24 protein-coding genes are annotated in these 23,504 nt (G+C 55.5%); 9 read left to right on the top strand and 15 right to left on the bottom strand.

Annotation, left to right across the window (positions count from 1 at the left end):
* Positions 1–36: 36 nt before the first annotated feature.
* Entirely contained in the window at positions 37–897 is an 861-nt protein-coding gene (gene rsmI / locus BJ887_RS10970) for a 16S rRNA (cytidine(1402)-2'-O)-methyltransferase (protein ID WP_014171761.1), read from the bottom strand.
* A 62-nt stretch (positions 898–959) separates the two neighbouring features.
* Here rsmI and BJ887_RS10975 point away from each other — a divergent pair, with 62 nt between their 5' ends.
* The 4 genes from BJ887_RS10975 to dolP are packed head-to-tail and all read left to right on the top strand — an operon-like array spanning position 960 to position 4,654.
* Positions 960–3,104 carry a penicillin-binding protein activator gene (locus tag BJ887_RS10975; RefSeq protein WP_121339872.1) on the top strand — a complete coding sequence of 715 codons (2,145 nt, stop codon included), beginning with the start codon at positions 960–962 and terminating at the stop codon, positions 3,102–3,104.
* Positions 3,062–3,457: a YraN family protein gene (locus tag BJ887_RS10980; protein WP_121339873.1), complete on the top strand. Its 396-nt coding sequence runs from the start codon at positions 3,062–3,064 to the stop codon at positions 3,455–3,457. The genes BJ887_RS10975 and BJ887_RS10980 overlap by 43 nt, the downstream gene beginning before the upstream one ends.
* A 21-nt stretch (positions 3,458–3,478) precedes the next feature.
* Entirely contained in the window at positions 3,479–4,069 is a 591-nt protein-coding gene (diaA, locus tag BJ887_RS10985; RefSeq protein ID WP_003861754.1) for a DnaA initiator-associating protein DiaA, read from the top strand.
* A gap of 9 nt (positions 4,070–4,078) precedes the next feature.
* Positions 4,079–4,654, top strand: a complete 576-nt coding sequence (dolP, locus tag BJ887_RS10990) for a division/outer membrane stress-associated lipid-binding lipoprotein (RefSeq protein ID WP_014171764.1) — start codon at positions 4,079–4,081, stop codon at positions 4,652–4,654.
* Between the two features lie 51 nt (positions 4,655–4,705).
* Here dolP and BJ887_RS10995 read toward each other — a convergent pair whose 3' ends face one another.
* Positions 4,706–5,743 (bottom strand): permease, encoded by a 1,038-nt coding sequence (locus BJ887_RS10995; RefSeq protein ID WP_032680201.1) that lies wholly within the window; start codon positions 5,741–5,743, stop codon positions 4,706–4,708.
* A 40-nt stretch (positions 5,744–5,783) separates the two neighbouring features.
* A complete protein-coding gene (locus BJ887_RS11000) occupies positions 5,784–6,428 on the bottom strand; it encodes an NAD(P)H-binding protein (protein ID WP_020883547.1) in 645 nt (214 codons plus the stop codon).
* A 130-nt stretch (positions 6,429–6,558) separates the two neighbouring features.
* On the opposite strand from BJ887_RS11000, the gene BJ887_RS11005 reads away from it, so the two are divergent.
* On the top strand, positions 6,559–7,077 hold the full coding sequence (locus BJ887_RS11005) for a type 1 glutamine amidotransferase domain-containing protein (protein WP_014171767.1): 519 nt from the start codon (positions 6,559–6,561) through the stop codon (positions 7,075–7,077).
* Here BJ887_RS11005 and BJ887_RS11010 read toward each other — a convergent pair.
* Positions 7,057–7,491, bottom strand: a complete 435-nt coding sequence (locus BJ887_RS11010) for a YhbP family protein (RefSeq protein WP_020883546.1) — start codon at positions 7,489–7,491, stop codon at positions 7,057–7,059. The two genes, BJ887_RS11005 and BJ887_RS11010, sit on opposite strands and share 21 nt — an antisense overlap.
* Positions 7,492–7,505: 14 nt before the next feature.
* Here BJ887_RS11010 and BJ887_RS11015 point away from each other — a divergent pair, with 14 nt between their 5' ends.
* The gene (locus tag BJ887_RS11015; RefSeq protein ID WP_014171769.1) at positions 7,506–7,835 is read left to right on the top strand and encodes a GIY-YIG nuclease family protein; all 330 of its coding nucleotides are present in this window, start codon (positions 7,506–7,508) and stop codon (positions 7,833–7,835) included.
* Here the strand turns inward: BJ887_RS11015 and BJ887_RS11020 are convergent.
* Together BJ887_RS11020 and BJ887_RS11025 are read right to left on the bottom strand one after the other, a co-directional pair.
* Positions 7,822–8,325, bottom strand: a complete 504-nt coding sequence (locus tag BJ887_RS11020) for a GNAT family N-acetyltransferase (protein WP_121339874.1) — start codon at positions 8,323–8,325, stop codon at positions 7,822–7,824. The genes BJ887_RS11015 and BJ887_RS11020 overlap by 14 nt on opposite strands.
* On the bottom strand, positions 8,319–8,843 hold the full coding sequence (locus BJ887_RS11025) for an SCP2 domain-containing protein (RefSeq protein WP_032679042.1): 525 nt from the start codon (positions 8,841–8,843) through the stop codon (positions 8,319–8,321). Before BJ887_RS11025 ends, BJ887_RS11020 begins: the two co-directional genes overlap by 7 nt.
* Before the next feature lie 211 nt (positions 8,844–9,054).
* On the opposite strand from BJ887_RS11025, the gene BJ887_RS11030 reads away from it, so the two are divergent.
* The 3 genes from BJ887_RS11030 (at position 9,055) to BJ887_RS11040 (ending at position 12,033) form a co-directional block, all read left to right on the top strand.
* Positions 9,055–10,050, top strand: coding sequence for a peptidase U32 family protein (locus tag BJ887_RS11030; protein WP_020883543.1), 996 nt, complete (start codon positions 9,055–9,057; stop codon positions 10,048–10,050).
* 7 nt (positions 10,051–10,057) lie between these two features.
* Positions 10,058–10,936 carry a U32 family peptidase gene (locus tag BJ887_RS11035; RefSeq protein WP_121339875.1) on the top strand — a complete coding sequence of 293 codons (879 nt, stop codon included), beginning with the start codon at positions 10,058–10,060 and terminating at the stop codon, positions 10,934–10,936.
* Positions 10,937–11,025: 89 nt separating this feature from the next.
* Positions 11,026–12,033: a luciferase-like monooxygenase gene (locus BJ887_RS11040; protein WP_121339876.1), complete on the top strand. Its 1,008-nt coding sequence runs from the start codon at positions 11,026–11,028 to the stop codon at positions 12,031–12,033.
* Between the two features lie 45 nt (positions 12,034–12,078).
* Here the strand turns inward: BJ887_RS11040 and mtr are convergent, their stop codons facing one another.
* The 9 genes from mtr to infB form a co-directional block, all read right to left on the bottom strand.
* The gene (mtr, locus tag BJ887_RS11045; RefSeq protein ID WP_020883540.1) at positions 12,079–13,323 is read right to left on the bottom strand and encodes a tryptophan permease; all 1,245 of its coding nucleotides are present in this window, start codon (positions 13,321–13,323) and stop codon (positions 12,079–12,081) included.
* A gap of 142 nt (positions 13,324–13,465) precedes the next feature.
* Positions 13,466–15,370: a DEAD/DEAH family ATP-dependent RNA helicase gene (locus BJ887_RS11050; protein ID WP_020883539.1), complete on the bottom strand. Its 1,905-nt coding sequence runs from the start codon at positions 15,368–15,370 to the stop codon at positions 13,466–13,468.
* On the bottom strand, positions 15,363–15,443 hold the full coding sequence (gene yrbN / locus BJ887_RS23330) for a protein YrbN (protein WP_100122156.1): 81 nt from the start codon (positions 15,441–15,443) through the stop codon (positions 15,363–15,365). The genes BJ887_RS11050 and yrbN overlap by 8 nt, the downstream gene beginning before the upstream one ends.
* Before the next feature lie 107 nt (positions 15,444–15,550).
* Positions 15,551–16,435, bottom strand: a complete 885-nt coding sequence (gene nlpI / locus BJ887_RS11060; RefSeq protein ID WP_013098912.1) for a lipoprotein NlpI — start codon at positions 16,433–16,435, stop codon at positions 15,551–15,553.
* Positions 16,436–16,543: 108 nt separating this feature from the next.
* Positions 16,544–18,682, bottom strand: a complete 2,139-nt coding sequence (pnp, locus tag BJ887_RS11065) for a polyribonucleotide nucleotidyltransferase (RefSeq protein WP_014171780.1) — start codon at positions 18,680–18,682, stop codon at positions 16,544–16,546.
* Between the two features lie 242 nt (positions 18,683–18,924).
* Positions 18,925–19,194 carry a 30S ribosomal protein S15 gene (gene rpsO, locus BJ887_RS11070; RefSeq protein WP_013098914.1) on the bottom strand — a complete coding sequence of 90 codons (270 nt, stop codon included), beginning with the start codon at positions 19,192–19,194 and terminating at the stop codon, positions 18,925–18,927.
* A gap of 155 nt (positions 19,195–19,349) precedes the next feature.
* A complete protein-coding gene (gene truB, locus BJ887_RS11075) occupies positions 19,350–20,300 on the bottom strand; it encodes a tRNA pseudouridine(55) synthase TruB (RefSeq protein WP_121339877.1) in 951 nt (316 codons plus the stop codon).
* Positions 20,300–20,704: a 30S ribosome-binding factor RbfA gene (gene rbfA, locus BJ887_RS11080; protein ID WP_014171783.1), complete on the bottom strand. Its 405-nt coding sequence runs from the start codon at positions 20,702–20,704 to the stop codon at positions 20,300–20,302. The genes truB and rbfA overlap by 1 nt, the downstream gene beginning before the upstream one ends.
* Positions 20,705–20,792: 88 nt before the next feature.
* The gene (infB, locus tag BJ887_RS11085) at positions 20,793–23,480 is read right to left on the bottom strand and encodes a translation initiation factor IF-2 (protein ID WP_014171784.1); all 2,688 of its coding nucleotides are present in this window, start codon (positions 23,478–23,480) and stop codon (positions 20,793–20,795) included.
* Between the last annotated feature and the right edge of the window lie 24 nt (positions 23,481–23,504).

The raw sequence follows: 23,504 nt of genomic DNA on the forward strand, positions 1-23,504 counted from the left end.
AATAAACTGGCCCGGCGTGATTGCCGGGCCGATATATTACCCCTGCTGCTCCAGCGCATACTTATACAGTGCGTTTTTCTTCACGCCGTGGATCTCTGCCGCCAGCGCAGCCGCTTTCTTGAGCGGCAGTTCAGCCTGCAACAGCGCAAGTGTACGAAGCGCATCGGCAGGCAATGCGTCCTCCTGCGCCTTATGTCCTTCGACAATCAGCACCATCTCGCCCTTGCGGCGGTTTTCGTCTTCCTTCACCCACGCCAGCAGCTCTCCTACTGGTGCGCCGTGAATGGTTTCCCAGGTTTTGGTCAGCTCGCGTGCCAGCACCACGTAGCGGGCTTCCCCCCAGACGGTCACCATATCTTCCAGGCTTTCCAGCAGGCGATGCGTAGATTCGTAGAAAATCAGGGTGCGCGGTTCAGCTTCCAGCGCTTTTAACACGTCGCGTCGTCCTTTGGATTTGGCAGGCAGGAAACCTTCATAGCAGAAGCGGTCGGAAGGCAGACCCGCAGCGCTCAGCGCCGCGATAGCCGCACATGGGCCAGGCAGCGGCACCACGCGGATCCCGGCTTCACGGCAGGTACGCACCAGATGGTAGCCGGGGTCGTTAATCAGCGGCGTACCCGCATCGGAAACCAGGGCAATGTTCTGCCCCTCTTTCAGCTTCGCCACCAGCGTTTCGGCTTTTTGTTGCTCATTGTGATCGTGTAACGCGAACAAACGCGCGCTAATGGCGAAGTGCTGGAGCAGTAAGCCTGTGTGTCGGGTATCTTCAGCGGCAATTAAATCAACAGCCTGCAATACGGTAAGCGCACGTTGGGTAATATCAGATAAATTCCCGATAGGAGTAGGTACAATATAGAGCTGGCCTTGAGAATTATCTGCCGTTTCGTGTTGTTTCATTGTTTCGTCCGTATTGCCGATTTAATATTGAGCATTGCGTAAAAAAAATCACTGGATACAGTATGGTACCGTTAACGTTTCTTCGAAAAAAAGCCACGCGCAGCGTGCCGCTCCTGCTGGCAGCCCTGATCTTTGCAGGCTGTGGCACCCAGGCACCCGACCAGAGCACCGCCCATTTGCAGGGTTCTGCTCAGGCTGACTCTGGCTTTTATCTGCAACAAATGTCGCAGAGCTCAAATGATACCAAGACCAACTGGCAATTACTCGCCATTCGTGCACTGCTGAAAGAGGGTAAAACCCAGCAGGCTGCCGAATTGTTCAACCAGTTGCCAAAAGATCTGAATGATGTTCAGCGTCGTGAGCAGAGCCTGCTCTCTGCCGAGCTGAAAGTCGCGCTGAAAGATTACGAAGCCGCGAAAAAGATCCTCGGGGATATCGACGTGAGCGCGCTGGACAAAAATCAGCAGGCTCGTTTCTGGCAGGCGGGCATTACCGCTGAACAGGGCCGCCCTTCCCTGACGCTGCTCCGTGCGCTGATCGCCCAGGAGCCTCTGCTCGGCGGTGCTGATAAGCAGAAAAATATCGATGCCACGTGGCAGGCGCTGGCCTCTATGACGCAGGAACAGGCGCGTGCACTGGTGATCAATGCAGATGAAAACGTCCTGCAGGGCTGGCTGGATCTGCAGCAGATGTGGTTTAACAACCGCAACGATCCGAAGATGCTGAAAGCCGGTATCACTGACTGGCAGACCCGCTACCCGCAGAATCCGGGCGCGAAAATGCTGCCGACGCAGCTGGTAAACGTGCAGAACTTTAAGCCGGCCTCGACCAGCAAGATTGCACTCCTTCTGCCCTTAAACGGTCAGGCGGCGGTATTCGGTCGCACTATTCAACAGGGTTTTGAAGCCGCGAAAAACGGCACGACGCCAGTGACGGGCAGCGCAGTGCCGACCCAGGCGGCACAGGCGGCAAACGTGAATGACGTGGTTAGCCCTTCCGCCGCTGAAACCAGTGACCTGACCACCGCGCAGACGCCGGCACAGGGAACGATGCAGAACCCGGTAACGGCCCCTACGACGGCAACGCCAGCGCCGGCTGAAACGCAAGCAGCTCCGGCGACTGACGCCGCGTCTGAACAACCTCAACCGCAGAACGTTCAGCCTGCACCGCCCGCAGAACAAACGGCACAACCTGCCGCGCAAACACCGCCGGTGGCCACCACCAGCGCAAACCCGGGTGCTGAGCTGAAAATCTACGACACCAGTTCGAAGCCGCTTGACCAGGTACTGGCGCAGGTTCAACAGGATGGTGCGAGCATCGTTGTCGGCCCGCTGCTGAAAAACAATGTCGAAGAGTTGATGAAGAGCAATACCACGCTGAACGTGCTGGCACTCAACCAGCCAGAGCAGGTTCAGAACCGTGCCAATATTTGCTACTTCGCGCTGTCGCCGGAAGATGAAGCCCGCGATGCGGCGCGTCATATTCACGAGCAGGGTAAACAGGCTCCGCTGTTGCTTATCCCACGCAGTACGCTGGGGGATCGCGTTGCTAATGCTTTTGCCGATGAGTGGCAGAAGTTGGGCGGCGGCATTGTGCTGCAGCAGAAATTCGGCTCCGCGTCTGAACTGCGCGCGGGCGTCAATGGTGGAGCGGGCATTGCCCTCAACGGCAGCCCGGTCAGCGCAAGCCTGCCGCAGCAGCAGAGTGTGACCATTGGCGGTCTGTCGATCCCTGCGCCACCTACCGACGCGCAGATCAGCGGTGGCGGTAAAGTGGATGCAGCGTATATCGTTGCCACCCCGCAGGAAATCGCCTTCATCAAACCGATGATTGCAATGCGTAACGGTAGCCAGAGCGGCGCAACGCTGTACGCCAGTTCACGCAGCGCGCAAGGTACCGCCGGCCCGGATTTCCGTCTGGAGATGGACGGCCTGCAGTACAGCGAAATTCCCATGCTCGCAGGCAGTAACCCGGCACTGATGCAGCAGGCGCTGAGCACCGTCCGCAACGACTACTCTCTGGCACGTCTGTATGCCATGGGTGTCGATGCCTGGGCGCTGGCGAACCACTTTACCCAGATGCGTCAGGTGCCGGGCTTTGAGCTTAACGGCAATACCGGCGATCTGACGGCCACTCAGGATTGTGTGATTAACAGGAAGTTATCATGGCTCAAATACCAGCAGGGGCAAATCGTCCCGGCCAGTTAAGCCGTAAAGAGACCGGTGACGCGTGGGAATTAAAAGCGCGTCGCTGGCTTGAAGGCAAAGGACTGCACTTTATCGCCGCTAACGTTCGCGGACGTGGCGGCGAAATCGACCTCATCATGAAAGACGGTGAGGTCATCGTGTTTGTAGAAGTTCGCTACCGACAGTCTTCCCGTTTTGGCGGCGCTGCCGCCAGCGTGACGCTCGCCAAACAACATAAATTATTACAGACTGCCCACTTGTGGCTTGCCCACCATAATGGGAGTTTTGATACTGTGGATTGCCGGTTCGATGTGGTAGCCTTCACCGGCAATGCGATCGAATGGCTGAAAAACGCTTTTGGCGAAGACGCATAATTAAGATTTAAAAGGGATAACGTGCTCGAAAGAATTAAAGTGTGCTTCACTGAAAGCATCCAGACTCAGATTGCAGCGGCGGAAGCCCTTCCGGACGCTATCTCTCGTGCCGCCATGACGCTGGTGCAATCCCTGCTCAACGGCAACAAAATCCTCTGTTGTGGCAATGGCACTTCAGCCGCCAACGCACAGCATTTTGCTGCCAGCATGATCAATCGTTTTGAAACAGAACGACCGAGTTTACCCGCCATTGCACTTAATACCGATAATGTGGTCTTAACAGCGATTGCTAACGATCGTCTGCATGATGAGATTTACGCAAAGCAGGTGCGAGCCCTGGGTCATGCCGGAGATGTTCTGCTGGCAATCTCCACGCGCGGCAACAGCCGGGACATTGTCAAAGCCGTTGAAGCCGCCGTCACCCGCGACATGACTATCGTTGCCTTAACAGGCTATGACGGTGGTGAGCTGGCGGGTTTGCTTGGGCCGCAGGATGTGGAAATCCGCATTCCCTCTCACCGTAGCGCGCGCATTCAGGAGATGCATATGCTCACGGTGAACTGCTTATGCGATTTGATCGATAACACGCTTTTCCCTCACCAGGATGATTAAGGAGTTCTTATGAAGGCTTTATCGACCCTCGCAGTCCTTATGTCTGCATTACTGCTTCAGGGATGTATCGCTGCGGCTGTCGTGGGTACCGCCGCGGTTGGTACTAAAGCGGCAACCGACCCGCGTTCCGTAGGGACACAGGTCGATGACGGTACGCTGGAGCTGCGCGTCAACAGTGCGCTGTCGAAAGACGAACAAATCAAGAAAGAAGCGCGTATCAACGTCACGGCCTATCAGGGCAAAGTGTTGCTGACGGGCCAGTCGCCGAATACCGAACTCTCCAGCCGCGCAAAACAGATCGCAATGGGCGTTGAGGGCACCACGGAAGTCTTCAATGAAATCCGTCAGGGGCAGCCAATCAGCCTGGGTACCGCGTCGTCTGATACCTGGATCACCACCAAAGTTCGCTCCCAGCTGCTGGGCTCGGACCAGGTGAAATCCTCAAACGTGAAAGTGACAACGGAAAACGGCGAAGTGTTCCTGCTGGGTCTGGTCACTGACCGTGAAGGAAAAGCGGCGGCCGATATCGCCAGCCGGGTGAGCGGCGTGAAACACGTCACCACCGCCTTCACCTACATCAAGTAACCAGAACGTCTGACAGAAAGCCCGGTAAGCGGTAACGCTACCGGGCTTTTTTTATACCAGTGCAATACTTCCTACCATCACCCCGCTCAGCGCCACCAGCCCCGCGGTCAGCCACAGCGCTTTCGCCGGGAATGACTTACGCAACATGACAAGCGACGGCAGGCTGATTGCAGGCAAGGTAATCAGCAGCGCCAGTGCAGGCGCGGTGCCCATCCCGGCCAGCATCATGGTCTGAACAATGGGAATTTCAGCGGCCGTTGGGATCACGAACAGGCAACCGGCAACGGCCATTGCAACGACCCACAGCAGCGTGTTGTCGATAGCCCCGTCCGCATGCGGGAACAGCCAGACGCGCGCCGCGCCCAGCACCAGAACCGCCAGGATATAGACCGGGATGGTGCTCCAGAAAAGTTGCCACAGCGCCCTGCCCCAGCGCGCGAAGAAGCCGCCCTGCGGTTCGCTGATATCCACGTCAACTGACGCAGGCGCTACGGTTTTGTCTTTCACCAGATGTTGCACCAGGGTCGCCACGACCAGCACCGTCAGCAGCCCGGCCACCAGACGAATAAAGGCGAAATGCCAGCCCAGCACAAAGCCCATAAACACCAGCGTCGCCGGGTTTAACAACGGGTTCCCCATCCAGAAAGCAAGCGCACCGCCCATTGAGACGCGCTGACGACGCATCCCGGCGGCCACAGGCGCCGCACAGCACGAGCACATCATGCCCGGCAGGGAGAAAATCGTCCCCAGCAGCGTACCCTGAAAGCGGGGCTGACCGAGGGTTTTCACCAGCCAGTGACGCGGGATAAGCACCTGAATCAGCGAGCCCAGCAGGACGCCCAGTACCGCGGCTTTCCAGACGGCAAGGAAATAGACCATGGCGTAATCCCACGCCGCCTGAAGCGGGCTGGAATCAGCCTGAGCGAGAATAGATTTTCCGATACTGTGCGTTTCGGCGGCCGTGAAGGCTTTACCGTAGTACGGCTGCCATTTCACATACCAGAGGCCGATGATGACCACGAGAAAGAAGAGCGCGGGCTTCCACCATTGAACAGGTGAAGCCGCCTGAGATGAAGACTGACCAGTCATAGCATTCCCCGGAGAGTAGTAGGTTATTAGCCGGGGGAGTTTACGCCTCGCCCTGTGCGATTTCACGCAGTTTTGCCGATGGGATGATATTCACGCCCTCCTGCGATGGCGAGAGCCCTTCTTTTAGCATCGCCCGCGCCACGTCTGCTGCCTCAATGGATTTCCAGTTACCCGGCAGGATGCGGAACAGAGGCGCGAAAAACGATTCGTTAAAACGGCGTTCATCCCGATGCCCGAGCAGCATGGAGGGGCGAACAATGGTCAGTTGCTCCCACTTCTGGGCAATCAGCGCCTCTTCCATTTTGCCCTTCACCTTGTTGTAGAAAAAAGGTGACCCGGCATTGGCACCGAGCGAACTGATCACCACAAAATGTGTGGCCCCCAGCTTTTTAGCCGTCAGCGCCGTATCGACCACCAGCGTGTAGTCCGCATGCACAAACGCCTCTTTACTGCCCGCTTCACGCAGCGTTGTACCGAGGCAGCAAAAGGCGATATCAACAGGATCCTGTACCTGCGCCAGTGCGTCGGTAAGCTGCGGGTCGTGGGGGTTAAAGACGCCGGAGATATCCGCGAGAGGCCGACGCGTCGGGGCGGCAATATAGTTAACCCGGTGCTCCTGAAGCAGCAGCCGCAGCAGATGTCCGCCCACCAGCCCGGTCGCGCCGGTAATCAGTACCTGACTCATCTCATCTCCCCTTTACAGAATTGTCCGTTTGCGAACTCAGCGTCGTCGACCACACTTAGAAGTCTGTTACAGGTAAGTATTTACCACAAGCGGAGAAAAATCTGTCTGAAGCCAAAACAACGGAGGAAGCATGGGCAAGAAAATCGCAGTCTTGATCACCGACGAGTTTGAAGATTCAGAATTCACCTCGCCAGCCGAGGCATTTCGCAAGGCAGGACATGAGGTCATCACCATTGAGAAAGAGGCGGGTAAAACGGTGAAAGGCCATAAGGGCGAAGCCAGCGTGACCATCGATGAAACCATCGATAACGTCAGCCCGTCAGATTTCGATGCCCTGCTGTTACCCGGCGGTCATTCACCGGATTCCCTGCGCGGGGATGAACGGTTCGTGACCTTCACGCGAGACTTTGTCTCGACGGGCAAACCGGTCTTTGCCATCTGCCACGGTCCGCAACTGCTCATCAGCGCAGATGTCGTGCGCGGGCGTAAACTCACGGCCGTAAAACCGATCGTTATCGATTTGAAAAATGCGGGGGCTGAGTTTTACGATCAGGAGGTTGTGAACGACAAAGACCAGCTGATCACCAGCAGGACCCCGGACGATCTGCCCGCGTTTAACCGTGAAGCGCTACGCCTGCTCGGCGCGTAGCCAGTGAAGCTTTGTGCCAAAGCCCAGGGTGTTGTCGGTAAATTTCAGCTCATCAAGGCGGATTTCCCACACCGGAGCTTTTAGCGCAATGGCAACCGGAAAGCGGCGCGTGTAGCGTTTTCGCTGCGCGTCGCTCTCTTCTCCGTCCAGGCGGCGGATCTCCCCTTTAAACTGCAGGCCACGAATCAGCGCGACCGTTTTAGGCTGGCCGTTCACCGTGCCCGCCACCTTCGCCTGCGGACCCGACATTTGCGCATGACGGGTTTTATCCTCGCTCAGGACATAAAAGGCGACGCGCTCTGGATCGTAGTAATAAAACGCGTTTGCACACCACATTTCACCTTCGTCATACACGCACCAGGTGACGACATGCTGTTTTGCCAGCCAGCGGTTAATGGTGGTCAGAGTTTCCATTTTCGCTCTCTCTCATGCTAAGGTGCGTTCACCTTAACATACTGAATCTGTTTACCGTGTGCTGGTTTCTCTATCTTGTTCGTACCGCCGATAACGCCCTGTACACCGGGATCACTACCGATGTGGCGCGGCGTTTTCTACAACATCAAACGGGGAAAGGTGCCAAAGCGCTGCGGGGGAAAGGGGAATTACAGCTCGCCTTTTCAGCGCCCGTTGGCGACAGATCGCTGGCGCTCAGAATGGAATACCGCATTAAGCAGCTGACGAAGCGTCAGAAAGAGCGCCTCGTCACCGGAGACGGCTCCTTTGAGGCGCTTCGCGAGAGCCTGATTAAAAGCGATTGAAATGGTCGTGGTACTCAACCAGACCGTTCACGCCATTAAGCGCGTCATCCGCCAGACGGTGCACCTGGAAGGCGGATTCCGTTCCCGGCCAGCGGCAGCGGAGATCGTAATGCGCTGCCGGCTCGAAGCCTAAACGGCCATAGAACGTAGCATCTCCCAGCGTCACCACGGCGGCATAGCCAAATTCGTTGAGCGAGTCCAGCCCTTCGTAAACCAGCTGGCGCGCCAGCCCCTGGCCGCGGTAGTGCTCATCAACCGCCAGCGGTGCCATTCCTACCCACTGTAGCTCTTCGCCCTGAACGGTAACCGGGCTGAAGGCAACATAGCCCACCACCTGACCTTCGTCATCGGTGGCAACCAGCCCCAGCGTAATCAGGCCGTCTTCGCGGAGATCGTGGACCAGTTGCGCTTCGTCATCCCGCGCAAAAGAGCGGCGTAACAACGCATCGATACTCGGTGCATCAATCCCAATTTCGACTCGAATCAGCATGGCTCACCTACTGAAGTGTGTTTACTTTCCGGCGGGGTTTTCAGCCCCGCCTCAACGAAATCTGCCATTTGCATCAACATCACACGCAGCGCTTTCGGCATCTGCTCCAGCTCAATGGCATCCATTAAATTCTTCACGTACAGACCAAGTTCCGTATCGCCTTCGATAACCAGGCGGCGCTGGAAGAAGAGTGTGTCCGGATCCTGCTTACGCGCGGCGATCATCAGCAGATCGCTGGCGCTGGCGCTAAAGCTCACATCCGCCTCGGCGGACTCACGGACTATCAGTTGGTCATTCTCAACAGAGGTAAACCAGCGCAGCCCGATATCGTGGACGTCAATGCTTAACCAGCGCCCTTCCAGGAACGCCAGCTCACCGTCCTGCAGTGCCTGGCGGAATTGCCAGCTCAGCACCTGCTCCAGCACCTGGCGTTTAAGCGCGAACGGGGCCAGTTTTACCGGCACGCTCAGCATTGATGGACCAAATTGTACGAGACGTGAACGCAGTTTATCCAGCACGAGCTTTACTCCCTGATAGCTATAGTCCTGCTATTTTGCCATATCCGAAGCACAACATAGCGGCGTAAATCAACAAACTGTCGTCAGGTGTACCTCATTATTGGTGCCATCAATACGCCATTAGCTGCCTTAAATCAAAAATTGTCGCGTATGGGTTAATTAAAATCCCAGCTCGTTAACAAATTTGCGATCGACTACATCAGGATAAATTATGGAGCTGCTCTGCCCAGCCGGAAATCTTCCGGCGCTTAAGGCGGCCATCGAAAATGGGGCCGATGCGGTCTATATCGGGCTGAAAGATGATACCAACGCCCGCCATTTTGCTGGCCTCAACTTTACGGAGAAAAAGCTTCAGGAAGCCGTTACCTTCGTCCACCAGCACCGCCGCAAACTGCATATCGCCATCAATACCTTCGCCCATCCTGATGGCTACGCCCGTTGGCAACGCGCGGTGGATATGGCAGCACAGCTGGGCGCCGATGCGCTGATCCTCGCCGACCTCGCTATGCTTGAGTATGCGGCAGAACGCTATCCCCATATTGAGCGTCACGTCTCCGTTCAGGCATCTGCCACTAACGAAGAGGCGGTGCGTTTTTATCATCGTCACTTTGATGTTGCCCGCGTGGTGCTGCCACGCGTGCTCTCTATTCATCAGGTTAAGCAACTCGCGCGCGTCACGCCAGTACCACTGGAAGTTTTTGCCTTTGGCAGCCTGTGTATCATGGCCGAAGGCCGTTGCTATCTCTCTTCCTATTTAACCGGCGAATCCCCCAATACCGTTGGGGCCTGCTCGCCCGCCCGCTTTGTTCGCTGGCAACAAACGCCGCAGGGGCTGGAATCGCGCCTGAACGACGTGCTGATTGACCGCTATCAGGATGGCGAAAATGCCGGTTACCCGACGCTGTGCAAAGGCCGCTATCTGGTAGACGGCGAGCGTTACCACGCGCTGGAAGAGCCAACCAGCCTTAATACGCTGGAACTGCTGCCAGAACTGCTGGCCGCCAATATCGCCTCGGTGAAAATTGAGGGCCGCCAGCGCAGCCCGGCGTACGTAAGCCAGGTGGCGAAAGTCTGGCGCCAGGCTATCGATCGCTGCATGGCAGACCCGCAGAACTACGCACCGCAACCGGCGTGGATGGAGACACTCGGTGCGATGTCCGAGGGTACACAAACCACGCTTGGCGCGTATCACCGTAAATGGCAGTGAGATAATCATGAAATATTCATTAGGGCCGGTGCTCTACTACTGGCCAAAAGAGACGCTGGAAGATTTTTACCACCAGGCCGCAACCAGCAGCGCAGATGTGATTTACCTCGGTGAAGCGGTATGCAGCAAGCGCCGCGCCACCAAAGCGGGCGACTGGCTGGATATGGCGAAAAGCCTCGCCGGAAGCGGTAAACAGGTGGTGCTCTCAACGCTCGCCCTCGTCCAGGCCTCCTCCGAACTGGGTGAACTCAAACGCTACGTAGAGAACGGTGAATTCCTGCTGGAAGCCAGCGATCTGGGCGTAGTGAACATGTGCGCCGAACGCAGGCTGCCGTTTGTCGCAGGCCATGCGCTGAACTGCTATAACGCCGTGACGCTGCGCCTGCTGCTTAAACAGGGGATGACGCGCTGGTGCATGCCGGTCGAACTCTCGCGCGACTGGCTGGCTAACCTGCTCAACCAGTGCGAAACGCTGGGCATTCGCAATCAGTTTGAGGTGGAAGTACTGAGCTATGGTCATCTGCCGCTGGCCTATTCTGCCCGCTGCTTCACCGCCCGCTCTGAAGACCGCCCGAAAGACGAGTGTGAAACCTGCTGCATCAAGTACCCGAACGGGCGCAGCATGCTGTCGCAGGAAAATCAGCAGGTGTTCGTCCTGAACGGTATCCAGACCATGAGCGGCTATGTGTATAACCTCGGCAATGAACTGGCGTCGATGAACGGTCTGGTCGACATGGTGCGCCTGTCACCGGTGGATACGGGCGTATTCGCCATGCTGGATGCCTTCCGCGCCAATGAAAACGGTGATGCCCCGCTGCCGTTAACCGCTAACAGCGACTGTAACGGCTACTGGAAACGCCTCCCCGGGCTGGAGCTACAGGGCTGAAGAAGAAATGTAAAAGCTCACTTTGTTAACAACGGTTATTAAATTTTAATGCACTATTAAAAGATTCACCGTCGACAAAGTGAGCTGTTATGACTGATCAAACCATTCCGTTTTCGGTGCTGGATCTGGCGCCGATCCCTCAAGGCTCCTCAGCACGAGAAGCCTTTACCCACTCTCTCGATCTCGCTCGCCTGGCAGAAAAACGCGGTTATCACCGTTACTGGCTGGCTGAGCACCACAATATGGTTGGTATCGCCAGTGCGGCGACCTCCGTGCTGATTGGTTACCTGGCGGCGAATACCACCACGCTGCGCCTTGGCTCCGGTGGCGTGATGTTGCCGAACCACGCCCCGCTGGTGATTGCCGAGCAGTTTGGTACGCTGAATACCCTCTATCCTGGCCGTATCGACCTGGGTCTTGGCCGTGCGCCGGGCAGCGACCAGCCGACCATGCGCGCCCTGCGTCGCCATATGAGCGGCGACATCGATAACTTCCCGCGCGATGTGGCTGAACTGGTGGACTGGTTTGACGCGAGTGACCCTAACCCGCACGTGCGCCCGGTGCCAGGCTACGGTGAGAAGATCCCGGTGTGGCTGCTGGGCTCCAGCCTATACAGCGCGCAGCTTGCCGCGCAGCTGGGGCTGCCGTTCGCCTTTGCCTCACACTTCGCGCCAGATATGCTCCATCAGGCGCTTCACCTCTATCGCACAAACTTCAAACCTTCAGAGCGTCTGGAAAAACCGTATGCGATGGTGTGCATCAACATCGTTGCCGCCGACAGCAATCGCGATGCGGAATTCCTGTTCACCTCCATGCAACAGGCTTTTGTGAAGTTGCGTCGCGGTGAGACCGGCCAGCTGCCGCCGCCGGTGGAGAATATGCATCAGCTGTGGTCGGCATCCGAACAGTATGGCGTTCAGCAGGCGCTGAGCATGTCGCTGGTGGGGGATAAGGCAAAAGTGCGTCACGGGCTGGAGGCGGTGCTGCGTGAGACGCAGGCGGATGAAATTATGGTTAACGGCCAGATTTTCGATCATCAGGCACGCTTGCATTCGTTTGACCTGGCGATGCAGGTGAAAGAGGAAGTGTCAGGTTAGCGCGGTTTGTCACCCTCTCCCGTCGGGAGAGGGTGACAGGTGGTGTTACTGATACACCGGCAGCAGGTTAAAACTCGACAGGACATGCACCAGCGCGTTGCCAATACCGAACACCAGAATCAGCGCAATCATCGGCTTTCCGCCCCAGACGCGGAATTTCGGGCTGCCGAAGCGTTTACGTGATTTGCGTGCCAGCAGCGCAGGCACAATCGCCGCCCAGATGGTGGCCGCCAGCCCGGCATAGCCGATGGCATAGAGGAAACCATTCGGCCACAGCAGACCGCCAACAATCGGTGGCAGGAAAGTCAGCAGCGCGGTTTTAAAGCGCCCCATAGCAGAATCATCAAAACCAAACAGATCGGCCAGGTAGTCAAACAGGCCCAGCGTCACGCCGAGGAAAGAGCTCGCGACGGCAAAGTTAGAGAACACCACCAGCAGCAGATCCAGACTGCGGCTGTTCAGTACGCCGCTCAGCGCCTGTACCAGCACATCAATGTTACCGCCCTTCTGCGCAATGCCGATAAATTCAGGACGCGGGATATTGCCCATCGTCCCCAGCAGCCAAATCACGTACAGCGCCAGCGCCAGCAGCGTGCCGTAGATCAGGCACTTCACAATCGTGCGTGGATCTTTACCGTAATACTTCATCAGGCTCGGCACATTACCGTGGTAACCAAATGATGCGAGACAGAACGGCAGGGTCATCAGCAGGTACGGCGTGTAAGCGGTATTCGTCTCCGCCACGTTGAACAGCGTGGCCGGCGTAACGTGCCCAAGCAGGCTGCCGAAGGTCAGGAAGAAGGTGATCACCTTCGCGCCCAGCACAATCGCCGTCATGCGGCTCACCGCTTTGGTGCTCATCCAGACGATAAACGCGACGCCCAGCGCGAAGCACAAGCCCGCCACTCTTGCCGGCACGTTCAGCGACAACTCCGAGAATGTGTGATGCAGAATGGAGCCGCTTGCTGAGATGTACGCGTAAGTCAGGATGTAGAGCACAAAGGCAATGGAGAGGCCGTTTACCAGGTTCCAGCCTTTGCCTAACAGGTCTTTAGTGATGGTGTCGAAGCTGGAGCCAATGCGGTAGTTCAGGTTGGCTTCGAGGATCATCAGCCCGGAATGAAGCATACAGAACCAGGTAAACACCAGTGCCGCCAGCGACCAGAAGAACCACGCACCGGACATAACCACAGGCAGGGAGAACATCCCGGCACCAATGATGGTTCCGCCGATGATCACCACGCCGCCAAGCAGCGAAGGTGACGTTTGGGTGGTGGTAAGTGTCGCCATACAGCCTTTTCTCCAGTCAATAATGCGGTTATGCATGTTAATGCGCAGCACTGTACCAGTACAAGAGTACAAAAGGAATAAAAAAAGCCCCGACAGTGTTTATCGGGGCTGTATAGATTACTTTACGTCAGAAACGAAAGTCTTACGCGTCACCGAAACGACGACGAGCGGTACCTTCTTCACGACGTGGGCCACGGCTTTCGCGACGCTCGCCAGAGAAACGACGACCTTCGCCTGCGCCAGCACGGTTGCCTTCGCTACGACCGCCTTCACGACGTTCACCACCGAAACCACGACCACCGCCACGACGTTCGCCACCACGATCAGTACGTGGCTGGGCATCGCCCATCAGCTGCATGTTCATCGGCTTGTTCAGGATGCGGGTGCGAGTAAAGTGCTGCAGTACTTCGCCCGGCATGCCTTTTGGCAGCTCGATAGTAGAGTGAGATGCGAACAGCTTGATGTTACCGATGTAACGGCTGCTGATGTCGCCTTCGTTAGCGATCGCGCCAACGATATGACGAACTTCAACACCATCATCACGGCCCACTTCAATGCGGTACAGTTCCATTTCGCCAGCGTCACGACGCTCACGACGTGGACGCTCTTCGCCACTGCGCTCTGGACGGTCAGCACGTGGACCACGATCGTTACGGTCGCCACGACGTTCGAAACGCTCGTCACGGTCACGGAACTCACGCTTAGGACGCATCGGTGCATCTGGTGGCACGATCAGGGTACGTTCGCCCTGTGCCATTTTCAGCAGTGCTGCGGCCAGTGTTTCCATATCCAGCTCTTCGCCTTCAGCGGTAGGCTGAATCTGTGCCAGCAGCGCACGATACTGGTCCAGGTCGCTGCTTTCCAGCTGCTGCTGGACTTTCGCGGCGAATTTTTCCAGACGGCGTTTGCCCAGCAGTTCTGCATTTGGCAGTTCCGCTTCTGGAATGGTCAGCTTCATGGTGCGTTCAATGTTACGCAGCAGACGACGCTCGCGGTTCTCAACGAACAGCAGCGCACGACCTGCACGACCCGCACGACCGGTACGACCGATACGGTGAACGTAGGACTCGGAGTCCATTGGAATATCGTAGTTAACAACCAGGCTGATACGCTCAACGTCCAGACCACGTGCTGCCACGTCGGTTGCAATCAGGATATCCAGACGACCGTCTTTCAGGCGCTCCAGCGTCTGCTCACGCAGAGCCTGGTTCATGTCACCGTTCAGCGCTGCGCTGTTGTAGCCGCTACGCTCCAGCGCTTCAGCCACTTCCAGGGTCGCGTTTTTGGTACGAACGAAGATAATCGCCGCATCAAAATCTTCCGCTTCCAGGAAACGAACCAGCGCTTCGTTTTTACGCATACCGTATACAGACCAGTAGCTCTGGCTGATGTCCGGGCGAGTGGTCACGCTGGACTGAATGCGCACTTCCTGCGGCTCTTTCATGAAGCGGCGGGTAATGCGACGAATCGCTTCTGGCATGGTTGCAGAGAACAGAGCGGTCTGATGACCTTCCGGGATCTGCGCCATAATCGTTTCTACGTCTTCGATGAAGCCCATACGCAGCATTTCATCTGCTTCATCCAGTACCAGACCGCTCAGTTTAGAGAGGTCAAGGGTACCGCGCTTCAGGTGATCCAGCAGACGGCCCGGCGTACCGACAACAATCTGTGGACCCTGGCGCAGGGCACGTAACTGCACGTCATAACGCTGGCCACCGTACAGGGCCACCACGTTTACGCCGCGCATATGTTTAGAGAAATCAGTCATAGCTTCTGCAACCTGAACAGCCAGTTCACGGGTTGGAGCCAGGACGAGGATCTGCGGTGCACGCAGTTCCGGATCGATGTTGTGCAGCAGCGGCAGCGAGAACGCTGCGGTTTTGCCGCTACCAGTCTGGGCCATGCCCAGCACGTCACGACCAGACAACAGATGTGGGATACATTCTGCCTGGATCGGAGATGGTTTTTCGTAACCCAGATCGGTAAGGGCTTCAAGGATAGGAGCCTTCAGGCCCAGATCTGCAAAAGTGGTTTCGAATTCAGCCATGTAGTACGAGTGCCTCAATGTCAATGGCGGCCAGTCTACTTAGCTCATCGTGAAAATGATTAGCAATTTTCATTGAAAAGTGTGAACCGGCTCAAAGTAGATGTATTGACGAACAACAACGCCCTCACCAGTTAAGGTGATGGCAATCAAAAGATTACGGGCTGATGTTTATGTCGTCAGCTATTGCTGGTCCGATTCTGCCAGGTCGTCTTGCTCCTGGCCCAAGAGCGATAATTCCAACAATGCATAACGGTGCTCAACGAAGTTGTGTACGTTGTTAGCAACCGCTAATTTGAACAGTGCCGTAGCGCTGTCCTTATCCCCCAGACTTAGGTAGTACTTACCTAAATAGAAGTTGGTTTCACTGAGATGCTCAGCGAGCGAGGTGTTATCCGTTGCGTCCGCCTTGAGGCGTTCCATCAGCGTTGCTTCGCTAATGTTGCCCAGGTAGAACTCGACAATGTTCCATCCCCACTGTTCCTTGTCCGATTTATCGAAGCGCTGTTTCAGTGCTTCTTTTGCCTGCTTCTCATCGAGCTTCTGCTCAACGATGTATAACCACAGACTGCGGAAAGGATCATTAGGATCGTCTTGATAAAACGCCAGCAGATCATCTTGCGCTAACTTATCACGACCGCCGTAATACAGGGCGATACCGCGATTCAAGTGCGCGTAGTTGTAAGTTGGATCAAGCTCAAGTACAGAATCAAACGCTTCATAGGCAGCATCAAAATTGCCTGCCTGCGTTAAATAAATGCCTAAGTAATTGAATACTTCAGGCATATCAGGTCGGATTGCCAGCGCTTGTGAGAAATCATTCCGCGCTAATGCCCTCAGACCGAGACTATCATACAACACTCCGCGCTCATATAAAAGCTGTGCGCGTTCGTCATCGGTTAAAGCCCGACTGGCAAGAATTTGTTCCATGCGTGCCAGAATCACTTCCTGCTGCAAAGTCGGTTGCAATGGCACTGCGAGGACTTCGCTCTTACGCCAGGCAGAGTTGCTGCATCCTGCCAGCGTTAAAGCTGTCGCAACGAAACACCAGCGCAAAAAAGGCTTCATTTCCCACTCCCGAAGACAACTATTGGATGAACGTCCTGTCCCCCGGCGGCTTAACAAGGCGTCCTGCCTGATAATAGGCCCTCCGCCGAAGCGGAGGGCAAATGCAACTTACTCGCCTTGCTGTTCTGCTGCCGATGCTTCTGGCGCAGCAGCCGGCTGAGACTGCTCGGTTGCTTCTTTAATGCTCAGACGGATACGGCCCTGGCGGTCAACTTCCAGAACTTTAACCGGGACTTCCTGACCCATCTGCAGGTAATCGGTCACTTTCTCAACGCGCTTGTCAGCGATTTGAGAGATGTGAACCAGACCTTCTTTACCGCCACCGATGGCAACGAACGCGCCAAAGTCAACGATACGGGTCACTTTACCATTGTAGATACGGCCCACTTCGATTTCTGCAGTAATTTCTTCGATGCGGCGAATAGCGAATTTCGCTTTCTCGCCGTCGGTCGCTGCAATTTTCACCGTACCGTCATCTTCGATTTCGATAGTGGTGCCAGTCTCTTCGGTCAGAGCACGGATAACGGAACCGCCCTTACCGATAACATCTTTGATCTTGTCTGGATTGATCTTGATGGTGTGGATACGCGGAGCGAACTGAGAAATGTCGCCACGTGGCGCGTTGATCGCCTGTTCCATCACGCCCAGGATGTGCAGACGAGCACCTTTAGCCTGGTTCAGCGCAACCTGCATGATCTCTTTGGTGATACCTTCAATTTTGATATCCATCTGCAGCGCAGAGATACCGTCGCGGGAACCCGCAACTTTGAAGTCCATATCGCCCAGGTGGTCTTCGTCGCCCAGAATGTCAGACAGAACAACAAAGTTCTCGCCTTCTTTCACCAGGCCCATTGCGATACCCGCAACGGCGGCTTTGATTGGCACGCCTGCATCCATCAGCGCCAGAGATGCGCCACACACGGAAGCCATGGAAGAAGAACCGTTAGATTCGGTGATTTCAGAAACCACACGAACGGTGTACGGGAATTTGTCAGCATCCGGCATCACTGCCAGCACACCACGCTTCGCCAGACGACCGTGACCAATTTCACGACGCTTAGGTGAACCCACCATACCGGTTTCACCTACGGAGTATGGAGGGAAGTTGTAGTGGAACAGGAAGCTGTCAGTACGCTCGCCCATCAGTTCGTCGATGTTCTGCGCGTCACGTGCTGTCCCCAGGGTCGCGGTAACCAGCGCCTGCGTTTCGCCACGGGTGAACAGTGCAGAACCGTGAGTACGTGGCAGAACGCCAGTACGCACGTCCAGGCCACGGATCATGTCTTTTTCGCGGCCATCGATACGCGGCTCACCCGCCAGGACGCGGCTACGAACCACGTTTTTCTCGATAGCGTGCAGAATTTCGCTCAGCTCGTTAGCATCCAGCGTTTCGTCTTCAGCAATCAGCGTTGCGATAGTTTCGTCTTTGATCACGTCAACCTGAGCATAACGCTCCTGTTTGTCGGTGATGCGATAAGCATCGCTCAGACGAGATTCAGCCAGCGCAGCAACGCGTGCATTCAGCGCGTCGTTGACGGCTTCAGGCTGCCAGTCCCAACGTGGTTTGCCCGCTTCTTTAACCAGATCGTTGATGTTCTGAATAACGATCTGCTGCTGATCGTGGCCAAAGACCACCGCGCCCAGCATCTGGTCTTCGCTCAGCAGTTCCGCTTCGGATTCAACCATCAGCACAGCCGCTTCAGTACCAGCAACAACCAGGTCCAGCTTACTTTCTTTCAGCTCTTCCTGCGTTGGGTTCAGCACGTACTGGTCGTTGATGTAACCAACGCGTGCAGCACCGATTGGGCCATTGAATGGAATACCAGACAGTGACAGGGCCGCGGAAGCACCGATCATCGCAACGATATCCGGGTTAACCTGTGGGTTAACGGAAACAACGGTCGCGATAACCTGCACTTCGTTCACGAAGCCTTCCGGGAACAGCGGACGAACCGGGCGGTCAATCAGACGCGCAATCAGGGTTTCGCCTTCGCTTGGACGGCCTTCACGACGGAAGAAGCCACCCGGAATTTTACCGGCAGCGTAGGTACGCTCCTGGTAGTTAACGGTCAGTGGGAAGAAGTCCTGACCTGGTTTTGCTTTTTTCTGGCCAACTACGGTTACGAATACCGCAGTGTCATCCATGCTTACCATAACGGCAGCAGTAGCCTGACGTGCCATCATGCCGGTTTCCAGCGTGACGGTGTGTTGACCATACTGGAATTTACGAACGATCGGATTCAGCAAAGTTCTGTCCTTTCTTAAATGTATGACAGCACACCACCGGTGTGCTGACGATTTAACCCGACCTTCTTCGCATCCTCGCGACTAATGACAACCAACACCCCCATGGGTGAAGCCTCTCATTAGCCGCGCGAACCTCTGCAATGAAGATCATTTATAGCAACAATACAATAGTTTCCAGTGAATTGCTGCCGTCTGGTTGAAAAAAGGGGCCATCAGGCCCCCTTTTCTGAAACTCGCAAGACTTAGCGACGCAGACCCAGACGCTCGATCAGCGCGGAGTAACGTGCAACATCTTTACGTTTCAGGTAGTCGAGCAGTTTACGACGCTGAGAAACCATACGCAGCAGACCACGACGGCTGTGGTGATCTTTTTTGTGCTCTGCAAAGTGACCCTGCAGGTGGTTAATCTGTGCAGTCAGCAGTGCAACCTGAACTTCGGTAGAACCGCTGTCGTTAGTACCACGACCAAACTCAGAAACGATTTTAGCTTTAGCTTCAACGCTTAGAGACATTTTCAAACTCCAGAATATAAAGAATGTAAGGATGCCGATCTCTAATTCAGCAATCCCAGTATACGTCCCGCAATATGTTAAACAATTTGCCGAACGTTAAGCCGCGATATTCTACTCGTCTCCCCTGCTTATCGCAAGGCGAGCCGTTATCGCTATCAGGCTTCAACCGGATACTCAACGACCAGGCGACGCGGCGCGACGCGCCCTTCGCCATCCATTTCACCCATGCCGATAAACTTACCTTCATCCCCCTCGGTCACGCGTACCAGACCTTCAGAAGGAGCACTGGTGGTACGAACCGGGTTTCCGTTCTTAAAGTAAACGGAGGATGTTAAAGGAAGATTAACAACCGGGAAATCGGCCGCCGGGCTGTCCATTGGCATTAGCAGCGGATCGAGCAAATCGGCAGGCGCAATCTCCTGCGCTTCCGCCTGCTCAACCAACTCGCGCAGATGTTCAAGGGTCACCATTCGCTCAACCGGGTACGTGCTGACAGCCAGGCGACGCAGGTAAATCACGTGCGCACCGCAACCCAGCTTTTCACCCAGGTCGTCAATGATGGTACGAATATAGGTGCCTTTCGAACAGTGAACTTCCAGCTCCAGCTCATCGCCTTCGTGACGAATAAAGAGCAGTTCGTACACGGTAATCGGACGGGGTTCACGAGGAACATCAATGCCCTGGCGTGCATATTCGTACAGTTTTTTACCCTGGTACTTCAGCGCCGAATACATTGATGGTACCTGCAGCGTGTCGCCACGGAAACTTTCCAGCGCGGCATAAAGTTGCTCCGCGCTGAAGGTCACCGGACGCTCTTCTACCACCTGACCATCGGCATCGGAGGTGTCCGTGCGCTGGCCTAGTCGGGCGATGACCCGATAGCGCTTATCGGAGTCCAGCAGGTACTGGGAAAACTTTGTCGCTTCCCCCAGGCAGATCGGCAACATGCCGGTCGCCAGCGGATCGAGCGCGCCCGTGTGGCCCGCACGGTTGGCGTTAAAAATACGCTTAACTTTTTGCAGCACGTCGTTGCTGGAAGCGCCCTGGGGTTTGTCCAGCAGCAGCACACCATGCACGTCGCGACCGCGACGACGAGGACGACTCATTAGTCCTCCTTGCTGTCGTCCGTTGGGTTAACACGACGTTCGTCGTCATGTTTCACCACGCTGGTCACCAGGTTAGACATGCGCATACCTTCGACCAGAGAGTTGTCGTAGAAGAAGGTCAGCTCAGGCACGATACGCAGACGCATCGCTTTGCCGAGCAGAGAGCGGATGTAGCCAGAGGCTTCCTGCAGCGCTTTAATGCCGTTTTTTACCGCGGCTTCGTCCTGATCGTTCAGGAAAGTCACGAACACTTTGGCATACGCCAGGTCGCGGGACATTTCCACGCCGGACACGGTGGTCATCACACCCACGCGTGGATCTTTAATTTCACGTTGCAGGATGAGGGCGATCTCTTTCTGCATTTCTTGCGCTACGCGCTGCGGGCGACCAAATTCTTTCGCCATAATAAATTCTCCAGACAAAAAAGGGGCAAAAAGCCCCTTTTAAAATTATTACCGGGTGGCGCTTTGCTTACCCGGCCTGCATCGATGATTAAGCAATCGTACGCTGAATTTCGATGATCTCGAACACTTCGATCATGTCGCCAACGCGAACGTCGTTGTAGTTCTTCACGCCGATACCACATTCCATGCCGTTACGGACTTCGTTAACGTCATCTTTGAAGCGGCGCAGGGATTCCAGCTCGCCTTCGTAGATAACCACGTTGTCACGCAGTACGCGGATTGGGTTGTGACGTTTGATGATACCTTCGGTAACCATACAGCCCGCGATCGCACCAAATTTCGGTGATTTGAACACGTCACGCACTTCAGCCAGACCGATGATCTGCTGTTTCAGCTCTGGAGACAGCATGCCGCTCATCGCAGCTTTCACTTCGTCGATCAGGTTATAGATGACGGAGTAGTAACGCAGATCCAGACTTTCAGCATCAATCACTTTACGTGCAGACGCGTCAGCACGTACGTTGAAGCCGACCAGGATTGCATTGGATGCAGCAGCCAGGGTGGCGTCGGTTTCGGTGATACCCCCTACGCCAGAACCGATGATCTTCACTTTAACTTCGTCAGTAGACAGTTTCAGCAAGGAGTCGGAGATCGCTTCCACAGAACCCTGAACGTCGGCTTTCAGAACGATGTTCACTTCGTGAACTTCGCCTTCGGTCATGTTCGCAAACATGTTCTCGAGTTTAGATTTCTGCTGACGAGCCAGTTTAACTTCACGGAATTTGCCCTGACGATACAGTGCAACTTCACGCGCTTTCTTCTCGTCACGTACGACGGTCACTTCATCGCCCGCAGCCGGCACACCGGACAGGCCCAGAATTTCCACTGGAATGGACGGACCTGCTTCCAGAACTTCCTGGCCCAGTTCGTTACGCATCGCACGAACACGACCGTATTCGAAACCACACAGAACGATATCGCCTTTATGCAGCGTACCTTCACGAACCAGAACGGTTGCAACCGGACCACGACCTTTATCCAGGAAGGATTCGATAACCGCGCCGCTCGCCATACCTTTACGAACCGCTTTCAGCTCCAGAACTTCAGCCTGCAGCAGGATAGCGTTCAGCAGGTCGTCGATACCGGTACCGGCTTTCGCAGATACTGGGATGAACTGCGCTTCACCGCCCCACTCTTCCGGCATAACACCGTACTGGGAGAGTTCGTTTTTAACGCGATCCATGTCAGCTTCTGGCTTATCGATCTTGTTCACTGCAACCACCAGAGGCACCTGCGCCGCTTTCGCGTGCTGGATAGCTTCAATGGTCTGTGGCATCACGCCGTCGTCTGCAGCAACAACCAGTACAACGATATCCGTTGCCTGAGCACCACGAGCACGCATAGAGGTAAACGCTGCGTGGCCCGGGGTATCCAGGAAGGTGATCATGCCGTTGTCGGTTTCTACGTGGTACGCACCGATGTGCTGGGTAATACCACCCGCTTCACCGGAGGCCACTTTCGTCGAACGAATGTAGTCGAGCAGAGAGGTTTTACCGTGGTCAACGTGACCCATGATGGTCACTACAGGCGCGCGCGGTTCTGCCGCTGCACCGGTGTCACGGTCGCTCATTACTGCTTCTTCCAGCTCGTTTTCACGACGCAGGATAACTTTGTGGCCCATCTCTTCGGCTACCAGTTGCGCAGTTTCCTGGTCGATAACCTGGTTGATGGTGGCCATTGCGCCCAGTTTCATCATCGCTTTGATGACCTGAGAGCCTTTAACCGCCATTTTGTTGGCCAGATCGCCAACGGTGATGGTTTCACCAATCACTACGTCACGGTTAACAGCCTGAGCTGGCTTCTGGAAGCCCTGCTGCAGTGCGGAACCTTTACGCTTGCCGCCTTTACCACCGCGGATCGCTGCACGTGCTTCTTCACGGTCAGCTTTAGATTCAGCGTGCTTGTTGCCTTTTTTGGCTGGGCGAGCAGCTTTGGTGCTGCGAGTACGGCCACGACCACCTTCAACTTCACGGTCGTTATCGTCTTCTGCCTGGCGCGCATGCTGAGAAGTGGTGACGTGATAATCGCTGGTGTCTTCAGACGCTTCAGCAGGGTTCACACCGTTCTTCTCGTTTTCTTCAGCCATACGGCGCGCTTCTTCAGCTACACGGCGAGCTTCTTCTTCAAGCTTGCGGCGGGCTTCTTCTTCCGCTTTACGCTTCAGCTCGGCAGCTTCATTTTCACGGCGGGCTTTTTCAGCCTGGGCGGTTTTTGTCATTTCGTCGGTCTGTTGATTGCTCACTTTGTCTTTTTCCGCAGCTTCACGCTTCACTTTATCACTTGCGTCGCGTTTCGCTTTTTCTGCGGCCTCACGTTCAGCTTTTAATTCTGCTTCACGTTTGGCAGTCGCTTCTGCCTCACGCTGAGCTTGTTCTTCCGCTTCACGCTGTGCCTGCTCTTCCGCAGCAAGGCGTTCTGCCTCTTGCGGATCACGTTTTACAAAGGTGCGTGTCTTGCGGACTTCAATTTGTACCGATTTGCTTTTACCACCGGTACCAGGGATATTCAACGTGCTACGCGTTTTGCGCTGCAGCGTCAGCTTGTCAGGCGTCGAACCGTGTTCACGGTTCAGGTGCGCTAACAAGGTTTGTTTTTCTTGCGCGTTCACCGAGTCATCAGCGGACTTCGGGATCCCTGCATCAGCAAATTGCTGTACCAGGCGGTCCACGGAGGTCTGAATCTCAGCAGCCAGCGATTTTACAGTTACATCAGTCATGCTGTTCCTTCCTGCTACAGTTTA

The sequence above is a fragment of the Enterobacter sp. WPR_3_1 genome, from assembly GCF_003635055.1.
Classification (GTDB): Bacteria; Pseudomonadota; Gammaproteobacteria; order Enterobacterales; family Enterobacteriaceae; genus Enterobacter; species Enterobacter ludwigii.